The 17118-nt window shown below is 49.0% G+C and carries 18 protein-coding genes; 6 read left to right on the top strand and 12 right to left on the bottom strand.

Translation table 11 applies throughout. From position 1 onward, the window contains the following. Positions 1–182: 182 nt before the first annotated feature. From ACXJJX_RS05275 to cooS, 3 genes are all read right to left on the bottom strand, one after another. Positions 183–380, bottom strand: a complete 198-nt coding sequence (locus tag ACXJJX_RS05275; RefSeq protein WP_456432899.1) for a hypothetical protein — start codon at positions 378–380, stop codon at positions 183–185. A gap of 196 nt (positions 381–576) precedes the next feature. Further along, positions 577–1269 (bottom strand): LytR/AlgR family response regulator transcription factor, encoded by a 693-nt coding sequence (locus ACXJJX_RS05270; protein ID WP_456432897.1) that lies wholly within the window; start codon positions 1267–1269, stop codon positions 577–579. 64 nt (positions 1270–1333) lie between these two features. Continuing rightward, entirely contained in the window at positions 1334–3238 is a 1905-nt protein-coding gene (cooS, locus tag ACXJJX_RS05265; protein WP_456432895.1) for an anaerobic carbon-monoxide dehydrogenase catalytic subunit, read from the bottom strand. Positions 3239–3767: 529 nt separating this feature from the next. Between cooS and ACXJJX_RS05260 the strand changes: the two genes are divergently transcribed. The 5 genes from ACXJJX_RS05260 to ACXJJX_RS05240 all read left to right on the top strand — a co-directional run bounded on the left by ACXJJX_RS05260 (position 3768) and on the right by ACXJJX_RS05240 (position 8277). After that, complete coding sequence (locus ACXJJX_RS05260) at positions 3768–4148, top strand: ArsR/SmtB family transcription factor (RefSeq protein WP_456432893.1); 381 nt, start codon at positions 3768–3770, stop codon at positions 4146–4148. Beyond that, entirely contained in the window at positions 4132–5400 is a 1269-nt protein-coding gene (locus tag ACXJJX_RS05255) for a permease (RefSeq protein ID WP_456432891.1), read from the top strand. The genes ACXJJX_RS05260 and ACXJJX_RS05255 overlap by 17 nt, the downstream gene beginning before the upstream one ends. Positions 5401–5441: 41 nt before the next feature. Next, complete coding sequence (locus ACXJJX_RS05250; RefSeq protein ID WP_456432889.1) at positions 5442–5675, top strand: thioredoxin family protein; 234 nt, start codon at positions 5442–5444, stop codon at positions 5673–5675. A 152-nt stretch (positions 5676–5827) separates the two neighbouring features. After that, positions 5828–6316 carry a YfcE family phosphodiesterase gene (locus ACXJJX_RS05245; RefSeq protein ID WP_456432887.1) on the top strand — a complete coding sequence of 163 codons (489 nt, stop codon included), beginning with the start codon at positions 5828–5830 and terminating at the stop codon, positions 6314–6316. Then, a complete protein-coding gene (locus ACXJJX_RS05240) occupies positions 6313–8277 on the top strand; it encodes a hydantoinase/oxoprolinase family protein (protein ID WP_456432885.1) in 1965 nt (654 codons plus the stop codon). Before ACXJJX_RS05245 ends, ACXJJX_RS05240 begins: the two co-directional genes overlap by 4 nt. Here the strand turns inward: ACXJJX_RS05240 and phoU are convergent. The 9 genes from phoU to ACXJJX_RS05195 all read right to left on the bottom strand — a co-directional run bounded on the left by phoU (position 8274) and on the right by ACXJJX_RS05195 (position 16073). Then, on the bottom strand, positions 8274–9602 hold the full coding sequence (gene phoU / locus ACXJJX_RS05235) for a phosphate signaling complex protein PhoU (protein ID WP_456432883.1): 1329 nt from the start codon (positions 9600–9602) through the stop codon (positions 8274–8276). The two genes, ACXJJX_RS05240 and phoU, sit on opposite strands and share 4 nt — an antisense overlap. A gap of 66 nt (positions 9603–9668) precedes the next feature. After that, positions 9669–10433 (bottom strand): phosphate ABC transporter ATP-binding protein PstB, encoded by a 765-nt coding sequence (gene pstB / locus ACXJJX_RS05230; protein WP_456432881.1) that lies wholly within the window; start codon positions 10431–10433, stop codon positions 9669–9671. Next, the gene (gene pstA, locus ACXJJX_RS05225) at positions 10430–11275 is read right to left on the bottom strand and encodes a phosphate ABC transporter permease PstA (protein ID WP_456432879.1); all 846 of its coding nucleotides are present in this window, start codon (positions 11273–11275) and stop codon (positions 10430–10432) included. Before pstA ends, pstB begins: the two co-directional genes overlap by 4 nt. Next, positions 11276–12154, bottom strand: a complete 879-nt coding sequence (pstC, locus tag ACXJJX_RS05220) for a phosphate ABC transporter permease subunit PstC (protein WP_456432877.1) — start codon at positions 12152–12154, stop codon at positions 11276–11278. It lies immediately after the preceding gene. Positions 12155–12185: 31 nt separating this feature from the next. After that, positions 12186–13418, bottom strand: a complete 1233-nt coding sequence (gene coaBC / locus ACXJJX_RS05215) for a bifunctional phosphopantothenoylcysteine decarboxylase/phosphopantothenate--cysteine ligase CoaBC (RefSeq protein WP_456432875.1) — start codon at positions 13416–13418, stop codon at positions 12186–12188. Between the two features lie 6 nt (positions 13419–13424). After that, positions 13425–13877 carry a lipoprotein gene (locus ACXJJX_RS05210; RefSeq protein WP_456432873.1) on the bottom strand — a complete coding sequence of 151 codons (453 nt, stop codon included), beginning with the start codon at positions 13875–13877 and terminating at the stop codon, positions 13425–13427. A 2-nt stretch (positions 13878–13879) separates the two neighbouring features. Beyond that, positions 13880–14392, bottom strand: a complete 513-nt coding sequence (locus tag ACXJJX_RS05205; RefSeq protein WP_456432871.1) for a nitroreductase family protein — start codon at positions 14390–14392, stop codon at positions 13880–13882. 63 nt (positions 14393–14455) lie between these two features. Next, positions 14456–15154 carry a DUF434 domain-containing protein gene (locus ACXJJX_RS05200; RefSeq protein WP_456432869.1) on the bottom strand — a complete coding sequence of 233 codons (699 nt, stop codon included), beginning with the start codon at positions 15152–15154 and terminating at the stop codon, positions 14456–14458. Next, on the bottom strand, positions 15135–16073 hold the full coding sequence (locus tag ACXJJX_RS05195; RefSeq protein WP_456432867.1) for a DnaJ C-terminal domain-containing protein: 939 nt from the start codon (positions 16071–16073) through the stop codon (positions 15135–15137). Before ACXJJX_RS05195 ends, ACXJJX_RS05200 begins: the two co-directional genes overlap by 20 nt. Positions 16074–16376: 303 nt before the next feature. Between ACXJJX_RS05195 and ACXJJX_RS05190 the strand changes: the two genes are divergently transcribed. Continuing rightward, a partial coding sequence (locus tag ACXJJX_RS05190) for a DUF72 domain-containing protein (RefSeq protein ID WP_456432865.1) occupies positions 16377–17118 on the top strand: 742 nt, incomplete at its 3' end.

Genomic DNA, 17118 nt, shown 5'->3' with positions numbered 1-17118 from the left:
TCATCTCCACCCTCCTCGAATATCTAATCTCCTAATTCCAAAATCGACATCCAGTTTTGTTAGATTAAATAATTCATTAACTAGGTATTTTTTCTAGATAAGTTTTCCTATTATTTTATCCGTATATGTGAGGGTGGATTGCTAATTGCCTTAGTTTAATGATCTTCTGTTAGACAATGATATTAAGCGGCCTCTTCCTGCTTCTTTTGGAGTTCAAAGCGCTTTCTCAGATAAAAGGGGCAAAGGCGGTGTCCTTCTCCGATGCAATATCCATGTAGTTCATAGACACTTGGCACATAGAGACTTTCTCGGGCTGTACAAGAGGTTACCTGCCACTGACCGGCCTCTGGAGAGTAATTTTTAAGATACTGGCAGCGCATAGGGACCTCCTTTGATTTATTCGATCTAAAAGTCTTTAGGCCACTGAATTTGCATATTTTAAATAAGGACGGTCGAAGCCCAAAAATCCTTTAATCATTTGTGATTTTTTTAAAGGACTTTTTTGACAAAAAAATGTCCTATAAAGGGCAAAAGTATTAAATTGGCAAGGGCTAAAGGGCTTCAGATAAGGGTGGATTATTTTAGTCCAAATTTTTCCAGGAAATATTTGGTTCGACTTTTACCGATGGGCAAGGTTTGTTTATTGTCAAGAACTATTAAGTAGCGATTATCAGTTTTTAATAGTTTTTTGACTTTATTTATGTTTACAATATAGCTTCTATGGACTCTTGAGAAATGGGTTTTATCTAAGAGATTTTCTATCCTTCCTAAAGGAAGCGGACACAAGTAGAGTTTATCATTGTAACAAACTTCTGTATAATTGCCGGCAGCCTTAAAAAAGGCTACCTTTCTTAATTCTAGAAATAAAAGATCCTGACCATCATAGACAGGTATTTTTACAATATTGTTCGGCTGCCCTTCAGAAGCAAAAGGAGTAATATCAAAAAGAGTAGCTAAATACTTTTCTGGGCAGGATCCGGTTAATAAAAAGATCTTTCCTAATAAAATTTTATCTTTTTTGTGGTGGTGAACTAACTTTAGAATATAACTCGAACTCTCGCCAAAGATCCTGGCCTCCTGGACCATCTTTTTAATCCGCCCGGCGGCATCAGCCTTGTGTAAAGAAAGAAGATCTTTTAGCTGAGAATCCTCGTGAAGGGCAAACTCCTTGCCAATGAAACTATTAATGCAGATTATATTAAAGTCTTCATCAAAACTTACCAAACCGATATCAAATTTACGCAGTATTTCTAAAAAGTTGGCAACCATATCAGTGGGCCGAGAAGAAGTTCTAAAACTATATCACTCTTCTCGGCCTCTGCACAGAAACCATTTAAAAGGCCTTTCGCTTCTCAAGAATGATGTCTTCCATGGTTTCAGCAGTCTTAAGGGGGTCTTCCTCTACAAAGAAGTAACCTCCTAACAGATCTCCTATGGCCTGGGTCAAGATCTGGATGACCTCCTGGCTTCCGGTAATAGGTGGCTGAGGCCAGAGATGGACAGGCACCCCTGAGGCTACAAAATAGGTCCCTATGGAGACGGCCTTCTCGGTCATCCACTCTGGAGCAGAGCCCACCAAGGGAAGATCTGAAATATCAACCTCTAGGGAATCGGCTAAGGCTCCGGCCATAACCAGCATACGGGAGCAATCCACACAGGAGCCCATGTGGATCACCGGTGGAATACCAAGGGCTTTACAGATGCCTCTCAGGCCTTCTCCAGCTAGCCCTTGAGCATCAAGACTCATAAGCCCTCCTTTGGCCGCCGCAATGGCCCAGCAACCAGTGCCGATTACCAGAATGTCCCTTTTAATTAACTCCTTGGTAAGGCTTAGGTGGAAGAAGTCATGTTTAACCTTAGGATTGTTGCAGCCAACAATACCTACCAGGCCTTTGATCTTTCCTGATAAAATGGCCTCCACCAGCGGCTTAGGGCTTCCCCCAAGGGTCCGCAGGATTTCCTCTACACTGAAGCCTACGACCCCTTGGGCTACTGTCTTGGGGATATGGATCTTCTGGGAATCCCTTTCAGGAAAGGCTTCGATGGCAGTCTCAACGATCCTTCTGGCTATCTCCCGGGCATCTTTCTCATCAAACTGAATATGGATGGCCTCGGGGAAACGGGCCCGGTCACTGGTGGAGATAAAACGGGTGTGGAAACATCTGGCCAACTTGCCAAGAGCGGGGAAGATACACTGAACGTCGACTACCATGGCCTCGACAACACCGGTCATGATGGCCAGCTCTTGGTGGATCATGTTTCCAGCCACCGGGACTCCCCGACGCATGAGGACCTCATTGGCCGTACAACATATGCCGGCGACATTTATGCCTGCAGCTCCGACTTCTTGGGCCTTGTGTTGCATTTCCGCACTCAGGGCAGCCTCGACCACCTGCTCTGACAAAATGGGTTCGTGGCCGTGGACGATGATATTGACCTTGTCTTTTTTTAAGACTCCTAGATTAGCCTGGATAACCTTTTGTCTGGGGGTACCAAAGAGCACGTCCTGAAGCTCGGTGGCGATGAGAGATCCTCCCCAACCATCGGCCAGGGCAGTCCTTACACCCTGAATCAAAAGGGAGAGAGCTTCGTTGTCTACCCCCATGGTAGTTCGGTGCATACACTCGGTAATCTCTCGGTCTATGTTTCGGGGCAACAGGCCCATCTTTTTTCCAGTCTGAGAAAAAAGATTCCTCTCCACCTCCTGCCATCTTTGTTTTCTTTTTTGGGGGGCATAGGCCAGGAGAAAATTAAGGGAAGATTCATCCTGCTTGCCGAAATCGGCCAAGGCCTTGGCCGCTACCTCCTGAGCAATCTCCGAAAGAGGTCTGTTGAGGTCTATGTCCAGCCTTTTAGCTATAGTTTTTAATTTATCTTTATCGGTGATCTGGTAGTCTTGGTTCTGACCATGGGCTACTTCGTGAAAAAGAACAGCTACAGCTCGACCGTGGTCAGAATGGGCCGCAGCTCCAGCCGCCAGGGCCCTTATCAGATTGCGAGCGACGACAATCGAGGCCTCAGCTCCACAGACCCCTCGAGGCGTTTTTTCTGTTATCCGACAGGGGCCCATAAGGCAGTTACGACAACAGAGACCTTTTGCCCCGAATTTACAGGGGGGAGATTGGGCTTCAAGCCTATCCCAGACGGTTTCATATCCTTTTGCCTGGGCTAGCCGGAGAATGTCCACTACCGCCTTATCAGCACTTAAGTCCTCAACAGCTATTTCTTTCCGCCCCATATAGGCCACCTCCATGATCTTTTTGACAAAGATTTTTTATCCTTCCCGTCTAGGGCTAATAAGGGTCTTAATGACGAAAATCCTTAAGGACTTTTGAAGGGCTAAATAAGCTGACTAAGGGATTAAGGTCCTTAAAACCGCTTCCCTTTTACCATCGGAGAAGTTCTCAAAGGCGGAATAGGTCGATTTCTTTCTCAAGAATATAAATTTTCCTTGACAGGTTCCGGTAAAACCGAAGGCTTTCCCCTTACCATCATCAATGGATGTCTTAAGGGATCTCCTTAGGATTGCTTTGCCCCCAATGATAGTCTCCAATGCTGATTATCATTTAAAGTTAGCTTGATTTTTTAGCTATTTAGCTATATAGACAAATAGCTAAATAGTCAAGAGCGTCCCTGTGAGAGGAGGGGCAGGTGAGGGATCAGGCCTTTATTTGTCTAGATGAAAGTGCTGGGGTCAGAAGAAGCCAAGAGAAATTATACCCCTTGGATGAGGTCAGGATTAAATCCGACAGTGGTAGAGGCAGTCTTTGAAGACACTCCTTAAAAGGCTAAAGGCCATTGGGGATGGAACGCGGCTACGTCTGTTGGCCCTTTTGGTCCTGCGTCCATGTTGTGTCTGTGAGCTAGCTGCCTCGTTGGGCCTTTCTCAGCCGACGGTTACCCGTCATCTCCAGAAGCTTACCGAGGCCGGTTTTATCCAGGCCGAAAGAAAAGGCTTCTTTCAGATCTACCGTTTGGCCCCCGAAGATGGAGAGACTCTAAAGCTTCTTAAGCTGGTCCTAGAAGGTCTTAAAGATGATCCCGAAATCAGGCTCCTTAAGAAACGGCTACATGGCCTTAAAATTGGGCCGCCTTTTTTAAGAGAGACGGGAGTTCGTGTGGAGGGTGTCCATGAGGAGAATTCTTGAAATCCTGATTGCCGGATCGTTTTTGGCTTTCTTGTATTTTTTGCCTGCTTCCTCTCGTGTCCTCTCTGGGCTCAATGAAGGAGTCCTTCTGGCCCACTGGTACGCCCGGGAACATGTCATCTTTTGTCTTATCCCGGCTTTTTTTATTGCCGGGGCCATTAGTGTCTTTGTTGCCAAAGAATCCGTGATTCGTTATCTCGGACCCTCTGCTCCTAAGGCCTTGGCCTACGGGGTAGCTGCTGTCTCCGGTACGGTGCTCGCTGTCTGTTCCTGTACGGTGCTTCCGCTTTTTGCTGGGATTTATCTGAATGGAGCCGGTCTCGGGCCGGCTACGGCCTTTCTCTATTCCGGTCCGGCGATCAACATTTTGGCTATTGTCCTTACGGCCCGTATCTTGGGGCTGAGTTTGGGTTTGGCCCGGGGGATGGGGGCGATAGGAGCCAGTGTTCTCATTGGCCTCCTGATGGCCTATTTCTTCCGGCGCGAGGAGGCGGGTCGAGTTGCAGCTTTTGAGGCCGGTTCTTCGAATCCGGTTCGTCCCTTATGGCAGACTGCCCTCTTTATTGCCACCCAGATAGCTATTCTTGTCTTGGCGACCTGGGGGCCGGGCGAAGGTTTTTTCCAGAAGATCTATCTTTATAAATGGCTTCTCATGGCGGTGGGAGCCGGGATTGTCTTTTTTGAAATCCGTGTTTTTCTAGGAGTTCCATGGTCGGGGCTTCTGGCGACAGCGGCTCTAGTAGTCCTTGTTAGTCTTATTGCCCGGGGGCCGGAGCTTCCTTTCTTAACCGGGACTATCGGACTTTCCTTGACGCTCTTCTGGGCCGGAGGCGAGGCCAGGCAGTGGTTTGAGGCCTCTTATTGGTTGGCTCGCCAGATCTTTCCCCTTCTTTTTTTGGGGGTTTTCGCCGCAGGATTTTTTCTGGGCCGTCCTGGCCATGAAGGGTTCATACCTTCCCAGTATGTAGTCCATCTAGTCGGAGGAGACTGCCTGCTGGCCAATTTTTTTGCCTCAGTAGTGGGGGCTCTTATGTATTTTGCCACCCTAACCGAGGTCCCCATCCTTCAAGGCCTCCTCGGATCCGGTATGGGGAAGGGGCCAGCGCTGGCCCTTCTTCTAGCCGGGCCGGCGGTCTCTCTCCCTAGTATGCTTGTTATCAGATCAGTATTGGGGACCAAGAAAACCCTGGCCTATCTAGGAATTGTAATTATTATCTCCACTTTTTGCGGTTTCCTCTACGGAAGGCTTTAAAAAGATATCAAAACATGTTTCCCCAAAAAAGGAGGTCACCTATGGAAATTAAAATTCTGGGACCTGGTTGCCCCCGGTGTGAGGACCTTTATAATTCTGTTGTTGAGGTCCTTAGAGAGCTGGGCTTTTCGGCTTCGGTCCAAAAGATAAAAGATCTTGGTCAGATTGCGGCCTACGGAGTACTCCAGACCCCGGCTCTAATAATAAACGGCCGTCTGATTGTCCAGGGCCGACCACTCTCTAAGGAAGAGATCAAAGAGATTCTGAAGACCTAAAGGACTTATCCCTTTTTACATTTGGTTTGCTTATCTGAATTGAGGCTTATTGATCTAGTGGCATTGGGCTGAAGATTTTTCAGATAAGGCTTGAGCTTTTTTGAGGCCTTAGGTATTAGAATGAACCACTTCTTGACTTAAGGGGTCTAAATATGCTGGTGGCCATCATCAGTGACAGCCATGACCATATCTGGAATATGCATCAGGCTATTGAGGAGATAAATGCCAGGGGGGCCGAGTGTCTTATACACTGTGGCGATCTTATCTCTCCTTTTATGATTAAAGAGCTGGCTGCCTTCTCGGGCCCCAAACACCTCATCCTGGGCAATAATCCTGGTGATGTCTGGCTTCTGAGTAAAACCTGCGCCCGGAGCTCGCAAGTTTTTCTCCACGGTTGGTTTGCCAATCTGGAGATAGATGGCCTCAAGGTAGCCGTGGTCCATTTCCCGGAAATGGCCCGTGGGCTAGCCGCTACCGGAGAGTACGATCTGGTCTGTTGCGGTCACACCCATGTCTATAACGTCTTTAGCGTGGGTAAGACCTTGGTAGTGAATCCAGGGGAGATACTGGGTAAAGAAGGACCTCCGACATTTGCCCTCTTTGAAACCCAGACGCGCAAACTGGAGAAGGTCATCTTGTGATCGAAGTTGCTGTTGACACCGGAGGTACCTTTACGGATTTTGTCCTCCGCGAAGGGGAACACTTGATCACCCTTAAGCTCCCCTCGACCCCCGCTGATCCTTCTAGGGCCATTCTCAAAGGGCTTAGGAATCTTCTTACGGCCTCTGGGCAGTCTTTTACCCTCTTTCACGGGACCACCGTAGCCACCAACGCCTTTTTAGAGCGTAAAGGGGCTCGGGTGGTAATGATTACTACTCGAGGCTTTGAAGATGTGGTTTTCATTGGTCGGCAGGCCCGACCCAAACTTTATGATTTTTTTGTTCAAAAACCAACTCCAATCGTGGCCAGAAGGAGAATCATCGGGGTCTCCGAACGTGTCTCGGCCGATGGTTCGGTAATTCATGGCCTGCCAAGCTATGAAAAGAGGCGCATTAAGGCTTTTATCGCCCGGGAGAGGGCAGAATCCGTAGCCATTTGTCTGCTCCATTCCTACGTTAATCCCTCCCACGAGAGGCAAATTGCTCAATGGCTCGATGATCTCGGGCTGCCTGTCTGTCTCTCATCAGAAATCCTTCCAGAGTTTAGAGAATACGAACGTTTTTCTACTACTCTTATCAATGCCTATCTGGCCCCGGTGATGATCCGCTATCTCAAACGTCTGGCAGAGCGGCTCTCCCAAGGGCGCATTTTTGTTGTTCAGTCAAACGGTGGTCTTCTTCCAGTAGAGGTGGCTGGTCGTCAAGCCGTAAGGACCATACTTTCGGGGCCAGCGGCTGGAGTAATGGGGGCTCAGGCCCTAGCTCAGGCCCTGGGGCTTGAAAAGATCATCACCTTTGATATGGGTGGTACTTCTACCGATGTGTCTCTGGTCTCTGGCCAGCCAATCTTTACTAGGGATTACCAGATAGACGGCTTTCCGGTCGCCCTCCCCCTTATCGATATTCATACCGTAGGGGCCGGAGGGGGATCAGTGGCTCGGGTGGACAAAGGAGGAGCCCTTAAGGTAGGCCCAAAGAGTGCAGGGGCCGAGCCAGGTCCAGCCTGCTATGGTCGAGGGGGCCAGGAGGCCACGGTGACTGATGCCAATGTGCTCCTGGGGCGTCTGCCCCCTGAATATTTTCTCTCTGGTCAGATGCCCCTTGATTCCCAGGCGGCCTTAAGGGCTATAGGAACCTTGGCAGCCAGAGTCGGTCTTTCACCAGCCCATGCCGCTTTGGGTATCATCAGAGTGGTCAATACCAATATGTCCCGGGCCTTAAGGGCCGTGAGCCTTGAGCGGGGCTATGATCCTCGGGAGTTTGTCCTCTTCTGCTACGGTGGAGCCGGAGCCCTTCATGCAGCTGAACTAGCTGCTGAATTGGGAATAAGAAGGGTTGTCATCCCGGCTATGGCTGGGGTCCTCTCGGCCCTGGGGATGCTGGCTACAAGTCCTATGTTTGATTATTCTCAGACGGTCTTTCTTTCAGGAGAGGAATTGCTTTATCCTCGGGTTGCAGCCTTGGTGGAAGAACTTGCCCGTCGAGGTCTTAAAGAGGTTGAAAGAATTGGTTTCTCGAGAAAGGAGCTCGTGGTAGAGGCTGCCGTTGATCTTCGCTATCAGGGGCAGTCATTTGAGCTGACCGTGGCCTTCGACGAAGACTTCATTCAGCGTTTTGAAGAGACCCATCAGAGGCTCTATGGTTACAGACTTTCCAAGCATCCCTTAGAGCTTACGGCAATCCGTTGTCGTCTCAGGGTGGTTGCCCATGCCTTTGTTCCCCCGGCTTGGTCTGCCACTGGAGAGGCCTTTTTGGGAAAGACCAAGACCTTTGGTCAGGATGGCTGGCAGGAGACTGATATATTGGCCTGGAAAGGACTTAATCCCGGATTTGGCGGCCAAGGGCCGACGGTCATTATCTCTGATTATACTACTTGTTATGTTCCTAAAGGGGTTGGTTTCTCCCTGGATACTTTTGGCAACCTTTGGTTAGAGATCCCCTAACGGGCAATCATGGCCCGCATGAGATCGGCAGTATTTTCGGCATGATTGGCCACCTCACCGATGAACTCTGTAAGTTTAAGGAGATGATAGACGGCCAGAGGTTCAATGGGCAGGGAGAAGATCTCTCGCCTTAAATCAGTGGCCTGCTGGTCGGCTTCATGTTCCTGACGTCTGATCTCCCGGACGAGATTGCGAACTGTATCCCAATGGTCTTCCTTGCGGGTGTCAAAATAGGCCTTGGCTTCATCAAGCATGGAGATGATCAGTTTGGCAGGAGAAACTGAGGTCTCCACCAGTTCAATAATCTGGTTGGCAATTACAGGAGAGACTTGAGTTCTCCGGAAGGTAAGCCAGCGGAGAATATCCTCGGCAGAATCAGCAATAGCATCTTGCTCCTTGAGATAGAGAAAGAGTTCAAATTTATCCACGGGGATAATGATTCCCTTGGGGAGACTTCCCCTGATATTTTGTTTGACTTGGTCGGCCTCTCGTTCGAACTTAGAGATCTCTGCTGACATGAACCGACAACGCTCATAGTCTCCTTCAAAGTAGGCCCGGATGGCCTCAGGAAGTCTTTCCACACAGGATCTTACATATTCTGCATGAAGTTTGAGGCAGGACCAGAGCTCCTTACAAGGGCCTACAGGGGAGATTCCTCCTTCTCCTATACAGGCCTCGTGTTTGACCATCCGTCCTTCTACGTAATAAATAACGTCTTCGCCAATATTAGTGGCCTGATCCGCTATTCGTTCCAGATTAAGGGCGATAACAATAAGATAGACTCCGGAGCGGGCTGCTTGGGGATTTTGCTTGATGAGTTCGATGAGTTCGTTGGTTACCTGGCGGTAGAGCTGGTCAACCTTTTCGTCGTGTTCTTTGACGTCTTGGGCCAATTTGGTATCTCGGTAGACAAAACTGTTTATAGCGTGGGTGAGCATCTGAATGGTTTCGTCAGCCAGGCTGTAAAGATCCCGGGGAGGCTCTAGGATCTGGGTGTCCTCCATGATCCAGAGGGTTCTTTCGGCAATGTTGACGGCCTGATCGCCAATTCTTTCTAAATCGCGGACCATAGACATGGCTGAGGTAATGAAACGAAGATCACTAGCCACCGGTTGTCTTAGGGCCAAGGTTTTAAGGCAAAAGGTATCAATCGTATTTTCAAGCCCGTCAATCCGACTGTCCTGTTCGATGACCCGCCGGGCCAGCTCCGGATCCCGATGTTTAAGGGCCAGGATAGCCGTCCGGAGGCTCTCTTCTACCAGACCGCACATTTCCAGAAGATAGGTTTTGATATCGTTGATATCCTTCTGAAGTGGGCTAATCATCTGGCCTTTCCTCTTTTTAAGGGTTTTTGAGATTTCATAGCAAGTAAAGTAATTTTATACCTAAAACTAACCAAACTTACCAGTTAGATATTCCTCTGTACGCGGATCCTTGGGGGCGGTAAAAAGTTGATCTGTAGGCCCAAATTCCACCAGTTCTCCGAGATACATAAAGGCCGTATAATCGGAGACCCGACCGGCCTGAGGCATATTGTGGGTAACGATAATGATCGAGACGGTTTCTTTGAGTTCGACGATGAGATTTTCGATCTTGGCTGTAGCCTTAGGATCCAGGGCACTAGTGGGCTCATCCATCAAAAGGACCTCAGGATTTACAGCCAGAGCCCGAGCAATGCAGAGCCGTTGTTGTTGGCCTCCAGAGAGAAATGTTCCCCGCCGATGGAGAACATCTTTGACTTCGTCCCAGAGAGCGGCCTTATGGAGGGCCTCTTCCACAATGCGATCAGCCTCATCTTTGCGAAGTTTTATGCCATTTAGTTTATAGCCGGCCAAGACGTTATCGTAGATGCTCATGGTGGGAAAGGGATTGGGCCTCTGGAAGACCATTCCCACCCGGCGCCGAACAACAATGGGATCCATCCGATAGATATCCTCCCCCTTGAGCAGGACTTCTCCTTCGATCCAGGCCCCAGGGGTCAGTTCATGGAGCCGGTTTAGACAACGAATCAGAGTGGTTTTGCCGCATCCAGAAGGACCCATAACGGCAGTGACCTTTTTTTCGGGGAAGGAGACGTTGACTTCCTTTAAGACCTTGGTCTCGTTGTAATAGGCAGAGAGGTTCTTGGTCTCAAAGATGATCTCTTCAGACATCATTCACCAGCAATCCTTTTAGCCATGATTCTAGAGATTATGTTGAGCCCCAGAACAAGGACTATAAGGATGATAGAGGCCCCCCAGGCCTGACGCCACCAGTCAGGATAGGGGCTGGTGGCGTAATTGAAGATGACCAGCGGCAAGGCGTTGATAGGTTCGGTCAGTTTGTGGCTCCAGAAGGGATTTCCAAAGGCAGTAAAAAGGAGAGGGGCCGTTTCTCCAGCCACCCGGGCCACAGAGATGAGGATCCCAGTGGTTACCCCGACCATTCCGGTAGGTAAAACCACTTTGAGGATAGTCCGCCAGCGGGGAACTCCGAGGGCCAAAGAGGCTTCCCGGATGGAACGGGGAATGAGGATGAGGACTTCTTCGGTAGTCCGGACAATTACGGGAATCATCATCAGGGCCAGGGCTACCCCTCCGGCCAGGGCCGAAAAACGCCCCATAGGAACTACCACCCAAGTATAGGCCACAATGCCGATCACAATAGAGGGTACTCCCTGGAGAATATCTGCTGCCACTCGGACGACGTCCGGAAGCCGGCGCCCTCCATACTCTGAAAGATATATCCCGGCCATAATGCCAATGGGGACAGAGATGAAAGAGGCCAAGAATACTAAAAGGAAAGTGCCGACGATGGCGTTGGCTACTCCCCCTCCAGTCTCTCCTACAGGCTTGGGTAAAGAGGTCAAAAATTCCCAGTTGATGGCCGAAAAACCTTTAATGAGCAGATTAATGAGGATAAGGGCCAGGGGGACGGTGGGAAAGAGGGCCAAAGCGGCAATGATGATGCTAGCCAGATTGTTTTTCATTACCCGCAGTCGGACGTTCGAAGGCCTCATTTAAGAGACTCCTTTAATTACCGCCAGTTTGTTTATGACAATACGAGCAAGAAGATTGACGATCAGGGTTATTATAAAGAGAAGGAGGCCAATTTCTACCAAAGAGGCAAGATATATATCGCTTGTGGCCTCGGTGAATTCATTGGCAATAACACTGGCCATGGTATTGGCTGGATCAAAGAGGCTATGGGGTAGCTCAGATCGGTTACCGATGACCATGGTTACTGCCATGGTCTCTCCTAAGGCTCGCCCTAGGGCTAAAACCAAGCCAGCAAAGATTCCCGATCGGGCATAAGGAAGGATGACGTGGCGGACTACTTCCCAATGAGTGGCTCCCAGACCATAGGCAGCCTCTTTAAGATCCTGAGGGACAAGTTTGATGACGTCCCGGGCCACAGAGGCAGCATAGGGAAGGATCATCAGGGCCAGGATCAGGGAGGCGGTCATCAGACCGACCCCATAGGGGGGATAACCGAGAGAGAGCTGAATCTGCCGCATGAGGGGAACAAGAAAAAAAATTCCCCAAAGGCCATAGATAACCGAAGGAATACCGGCCAGAAGTTCAATGATAAAGCTTAAGGCCTCGGCCAACTTTTTGGGAGCGTATTCTCCAAGATAAAGGGCTCCTCCAATGGCAAAGGGCAAGGTCAAGGTTATGGCCAGCAAAGAGGTAATAAGGGTGCCGGCGATAAAGGGTAGGGCCCCAAACTTCTCAAACACCGGATCCCAGGTGCTACCAGTAATAAAAGAAAGACCAAAGGTCTTAATGGCTGGCCAAGAGGCATAGACCAAGGTGATGAATATGGCCCCAACCAGGAAGACGACAGCCAGGGCAAAGATCTTGGCGGTATGGGCAAAAAACTTGTCGGCAATAAGCACGGCCTTTGTCTAAAACGGGTTTGTTACAAATTTATGACATTTGATGTTTAGGGTTGTTTTCTTTTAAAAAATTATCCACCAGGAAGTCATAAATCTTATCGGCTATCTCCTCCTTAGGGCCTAAAGGAATCTCGTGGGGATGAGGATCAGGACCCAAAATAACCACTTGGTTGGTGTCGGCCTCAAATCCGGTATCTGGCCGGCCGACTTGGTTTAGGATCATAAAATCTGCACCTTTGGCCACTAGTTTTTGGCGAGCATTCTCTATGAGATTCTCAGTCTCCGCTGCAAAGCCAATGACTATTTGATTTTCCCTCTTTTTTCGTCCAAGCTCTGCCAGGATATCCGGAGTTTTGACCAAAGAGATCTCTAGTTGAGATGGTCCCTTTTTTATCTTTGAAGAGGAGGGGTTTTGGGGGCGATAATCAGCCACGGCAGCAGCCATGATGATAATATCAGCCTCTGGGGCCCGAGAGAGAATCTCTCCGGCCATCTCCTCAGCAGTCTCTACCTTTATTGTTTTAATTCCGTAAGGTGGAGAAAGACAAACTGGTCCGGAGACAAGGGTCACATTGGCTCCCCTTCTTCGGGCTGCCATGGCCAAGGCATAGCCCATCTTGCCAGACGAACGATTAGAGATAAAGCGCACCGGATCAATGGTCTCCCGGGTAGGCCCGGCAGAGACAAGAATTCTATAGCCCCTCAAATCCTGAGGGGTCAGAAGGCAAAGAAGCTCTTCCCTGATTATTGGCCAATCAGGAAGCCTTCCAGCCCCTTGTTCGCCACAGGCCAGAGGACCTCTTTCTGGCTCTAGTATCCGGTAGCCAAAAGACTTTAAGATGGCCAGATTCCTCTGGGTGGCCGGGTGCTTGAGCATGGTCGTATTCATGGCCGGGCAGAGGAGAACCGGGGCTTCAGAGGCCATTATAGTAGCCACTAGTAGACTCTCGGCTGCCCCTGAAGCCAAACGGGAGATGGTAGCTGCTGTAATCGGAGCCACTACGATAACCTGGGCCCAACGGGCAAGGCTGATGTGGGGGATAGGATCAAGGATCCCAGAGAAAAAATCGCTTTCGCTTAGGACCTTTTCTTCGGTTAAGACCTCAAAAGTCAGGGGAGAGATAAAGGCCTTGGCCGCCTCGGTCATCACCACCCTCACCGAGGCAGATTCCCGGCGAAGACCACGGATAATCTCCGCGGCCTTATAGGCCGCAATGCCTCCCGTTACGCCAAGAAGGATCCTTTTGCCTTTAAGGGTGTTCAAATTCGGCTAGAAACTTTGTTCGATGTGTTCAGGGACCGTCTCTGACGCCCAGATTTTTACTTCGGTCATCATCCCTAGGCCTGGTTCAGAAATATAAATAAAGCAGGTCTGATTGGGACGGGTGAAGGCTAAAAGGGTATTTTTATAACGAATGGTCCCCACTAGTTGCCAACCTCTTTTGGGAAGCTCTCGGCTAAAGAATTCGATGAGAGAAGGTACCAAGACCCGGCCTCTTAGAACGAGGACCCCTCCGGTAAAAGAGGCTGTTTTGACAATTAGGGACTTTTCTTCTACAACGGAAAGCTCTGCTGGGACGACGATGTCACTAAACTCTGTCCTCGTGATTATTGGTTTGCTCGGTACTGATGAGGTCGACTCGAGACTATCTTCTTTTCTCTGAAGATGACTACAGGCGGTAAGGGTCAGAATAAGGCCAAAGATTAAGAAAATTTTCTTCATTATTAGACCTCCTTGAGGATAACCTCTGAGAGTGGACGTCTCTGGGAACGTTGATGGCGGTGCTTGGGATGTCCCAGGGCGACAACAGCCATAAGGTCCAGATTTTCCGGAAGTTCCAGGATCTTCCGAACCTGATCAGCGTTCTTAAGGATCTCTCCTAGCCAGACACCACCCAGACCCAGGGCGTGGATAGCCAGCAACATGTTTTGAATACAGGCCCCCATGGCTTGATGGTCCTTGACCTCGTGATACATGGCCTTTTTGTCCACAAAGACACAGATTATCACCGGGGCCTTTTCAATAATCGTTCGATATTTAGTAAGAGAGGCAATTCTCTCTTTGGTGTCTTTGTCCCAAACAATGGCAAAACGCCAAGGCTGATTGTTAAGGCCGGAGGGAGCCCAGGTGCCCGCTCGAATAATCTCTAGGACCGTTTCTCTTTTGACCGGCTCCGAGGTATAATCGCGGACACTTCTTCGAGAATAAAGGGCTTCAAGAACTGGATTATCCCTCATCTTTGCCCCGTCTTCTTGATGTTTTTTTCTTGTCTCTACTCATCCCTGCCAGAGATGTCAAACCTAAAGAGAAAGGATTTTGCTCTTAAGAACAAAACGACTTATATGGCCGGCTAGATCAAAGACTCGACTAGCCCTTTTAATCAGGCGTGAGTCTGAGGTGGCCACAATGCCAGAGAAGTCAGCCAACCAGGACTCTACCTGTTTTTCAAGGACGGCTCTTCCCTCAAGCCCTGATATCTCCAAATTCTTCCTGATTAGGGCGGCCAGCTCACCGCTTCCGCTGAAGGGGGCATCAAGAACAAAGACAACCGAGACCGGCCTATACCTCTTGAGGAAAAGAAATATATGTTCTAGGGCTAATCTAGTGGTTTCAGATTGTCTCCAGCTTCGAAAGACCCCAGCCACATCCCTCACAAACCCATCACGTCCTCTTATCAGGAGTTGTCCTGAAAGGGCATTTTCAAGGGTAATCAAGACATTAAAGGTATCAAGCCCCAGACTGTCCCCCTCAAGATCCCGGGCCTGGAGTCTTTTTTCTTGGGCCTCAAGGCATTCTTTTTTGGGAAAAATACTCCGGAAAAGAATGGCTCGTTCTTTGGCATGTAGCTGATAGTGATTGCCAACAAAGGTTAGGGAAGTGGTTTTGGGATAACCCCGGGAAAGTAACCATTGAAGATCCTGGGCCGGTTTCTTAAGCCGTCTGAGAAGGGTCTCCGGGGGAAAAAGTAGCTCTTTGTTCTTAGAGTCCGACCTGGGCAAGCCTCTCTAAGGCCTCTTTTTGTTTTTGGTTAAGGCGTTTGGGGATATTTATTCCTATCCGAACGTAGAGATCACCACGGGTTCCATCTGACTTGGGCAGGCCTAAGCCCCGAAGGCGTAACCTTGTCCCTGGTTTGGTTCCAGGGGGAACCTGGACGCTTATAGTCCTTCCTTCCAGTGTGGGAACCTCTATTTTGGTCCCTAAGGCCGCCTCTGAAAAGCGAATGTCCTTGTCAATAAAGAGGTCTGCCCCTTCTCTTTTAAAGAGGGGATCTTCCAGGATTTTTATCTTCAAGTAGAGATCCCCCCGACGGCCATCTGGCCCCAGGTTACCTTTGCCTGGAATCCGGAGTCTCTGGCCTTCTTTTATCCCAGGAGGAATACGTACCCTGATGCGTTCTGAGCGCCCAACAGCTCCCAGAGAAACGATCTTCTCGGCCCCTAGGGCAGCCTCTTTAAGGCTTAAGGGAAGTTCCAGGACAACATCTGCACGGGCCCTCTCAGGGCCGCTTCGATAGAAACTCTCAAAACCAGATTTGGTACCAAAAATATGGCTAAAAAGATCGCCAATATTTATTCCAGCCCGTCTTCTGCCACCGAAGAAGAAACGTCCGAAAAAGTCTCCCCCTATTCCCAAATCCCGGAAGATGTCTTCAAAATCAAATCCGCGAAAGATATCTTCCTGGCTAAAACGGCGTTCAAATTCAGCCGAGCCAAATTGATCATATTGGCGCCGTTTTTCTGGGTCGGAGAGTACCGCATAGGCCTCGTTTATCTCCTTAAAACGCTCCTCAGCCTCTTTATTACCGCGATTGCGATCAGGATGGTACTTTAGGGCTAGCCGACGATAGGCCTTCTTGATTTCCTCTGGAGAGGCATCCCTGGAGACTCCTAAAATCTGATAGTAATCCTTAGGCATGGCTAACGATCCATTGGAAGTGTCCTGGTCAGAAACCTGTCCAAAAATAATTTTTTAGGCTTCTCTGTCAAGGTTCTATACTTAGTAAAATAACGTACCCCTGTGGGCAAAAGGAGGATGGAGGTGGGTATCTGGTCGTCTTTTTGTGAGGTGGAGATTATGGGGGACCCACAGGGGTACGATCTCTAAATACCATATCGACTGTTTTCGTCAAGTTTTTGTCGGGTAATAATTTTACAAAAATGTATTTTTATTTAATGTATTTTTATTTTTTGATTTAAACCTTTTAAGAGAAAAAGATAAATGATGAATAAAGAGAATCTCCAGATTAGAGTGGGGACCTCGGGCTGGAATTATCCTCACTGGCGGAAGGTCTTTTATCCTCCCGGGCTACCCAGTAAAAGATGGCTTCTGTGGTACAGTAGATATTTTGATACCGTGGAGATAAACGCCACCTTTTATGGGACCCCCAGGACAGAGACATTTGAGACTTGGTCCAGGGAGACTCCAGAGGGTTTTCTTTTCTCTATTAAGGCTAATCGCTTCATCACCCACGTAAAACGTTTAAAGGGGATAGGTGAGTCCCTGGAGCGCTTCTATAGGGCTATTGGCCCTCTTTCTGAAAAACTAGGGGTTATCCTTTTTCAATTTCCCCCAACTCTTCGCTATGAAAAAGGCCTTATAGAAGAGTTCTTAGCCCGGATAGATCGAGACAAGCCTACAACTATAGAGATAAGGCATCCTAGCTTTCATAATCCGGAATTTTTTCGGCTTTTGCGTCAGGCTAACGTTGCACTTTGTATTTCAGATACTGCCGGTCGCTACCCTTCTTTGGTTGAGGAAATTACCGCTGACTTTGTTTACATCAGATTGCATGGTTCCCGAGAGCTTTACCGTTCTCCTTACACAGAGGAAGAACTCCTCTTTTGGGCTGAAAAGATCAAGAGATGGGGGAGGCCCGCCTTTGTCTATTTTGATAACGATGCCGAAGGCTGGGCCCCGCTCAACGCCTTAAGGCTCAAAGATATCCTGGGACTTCTGACGC

The sequence above is a fragment of the Thermosulfuriphilus sp. genome, assembly GCF_054026695.1.
This window is presented reverse-complemented; position numbering and strand designations above follow the sequence as displayed.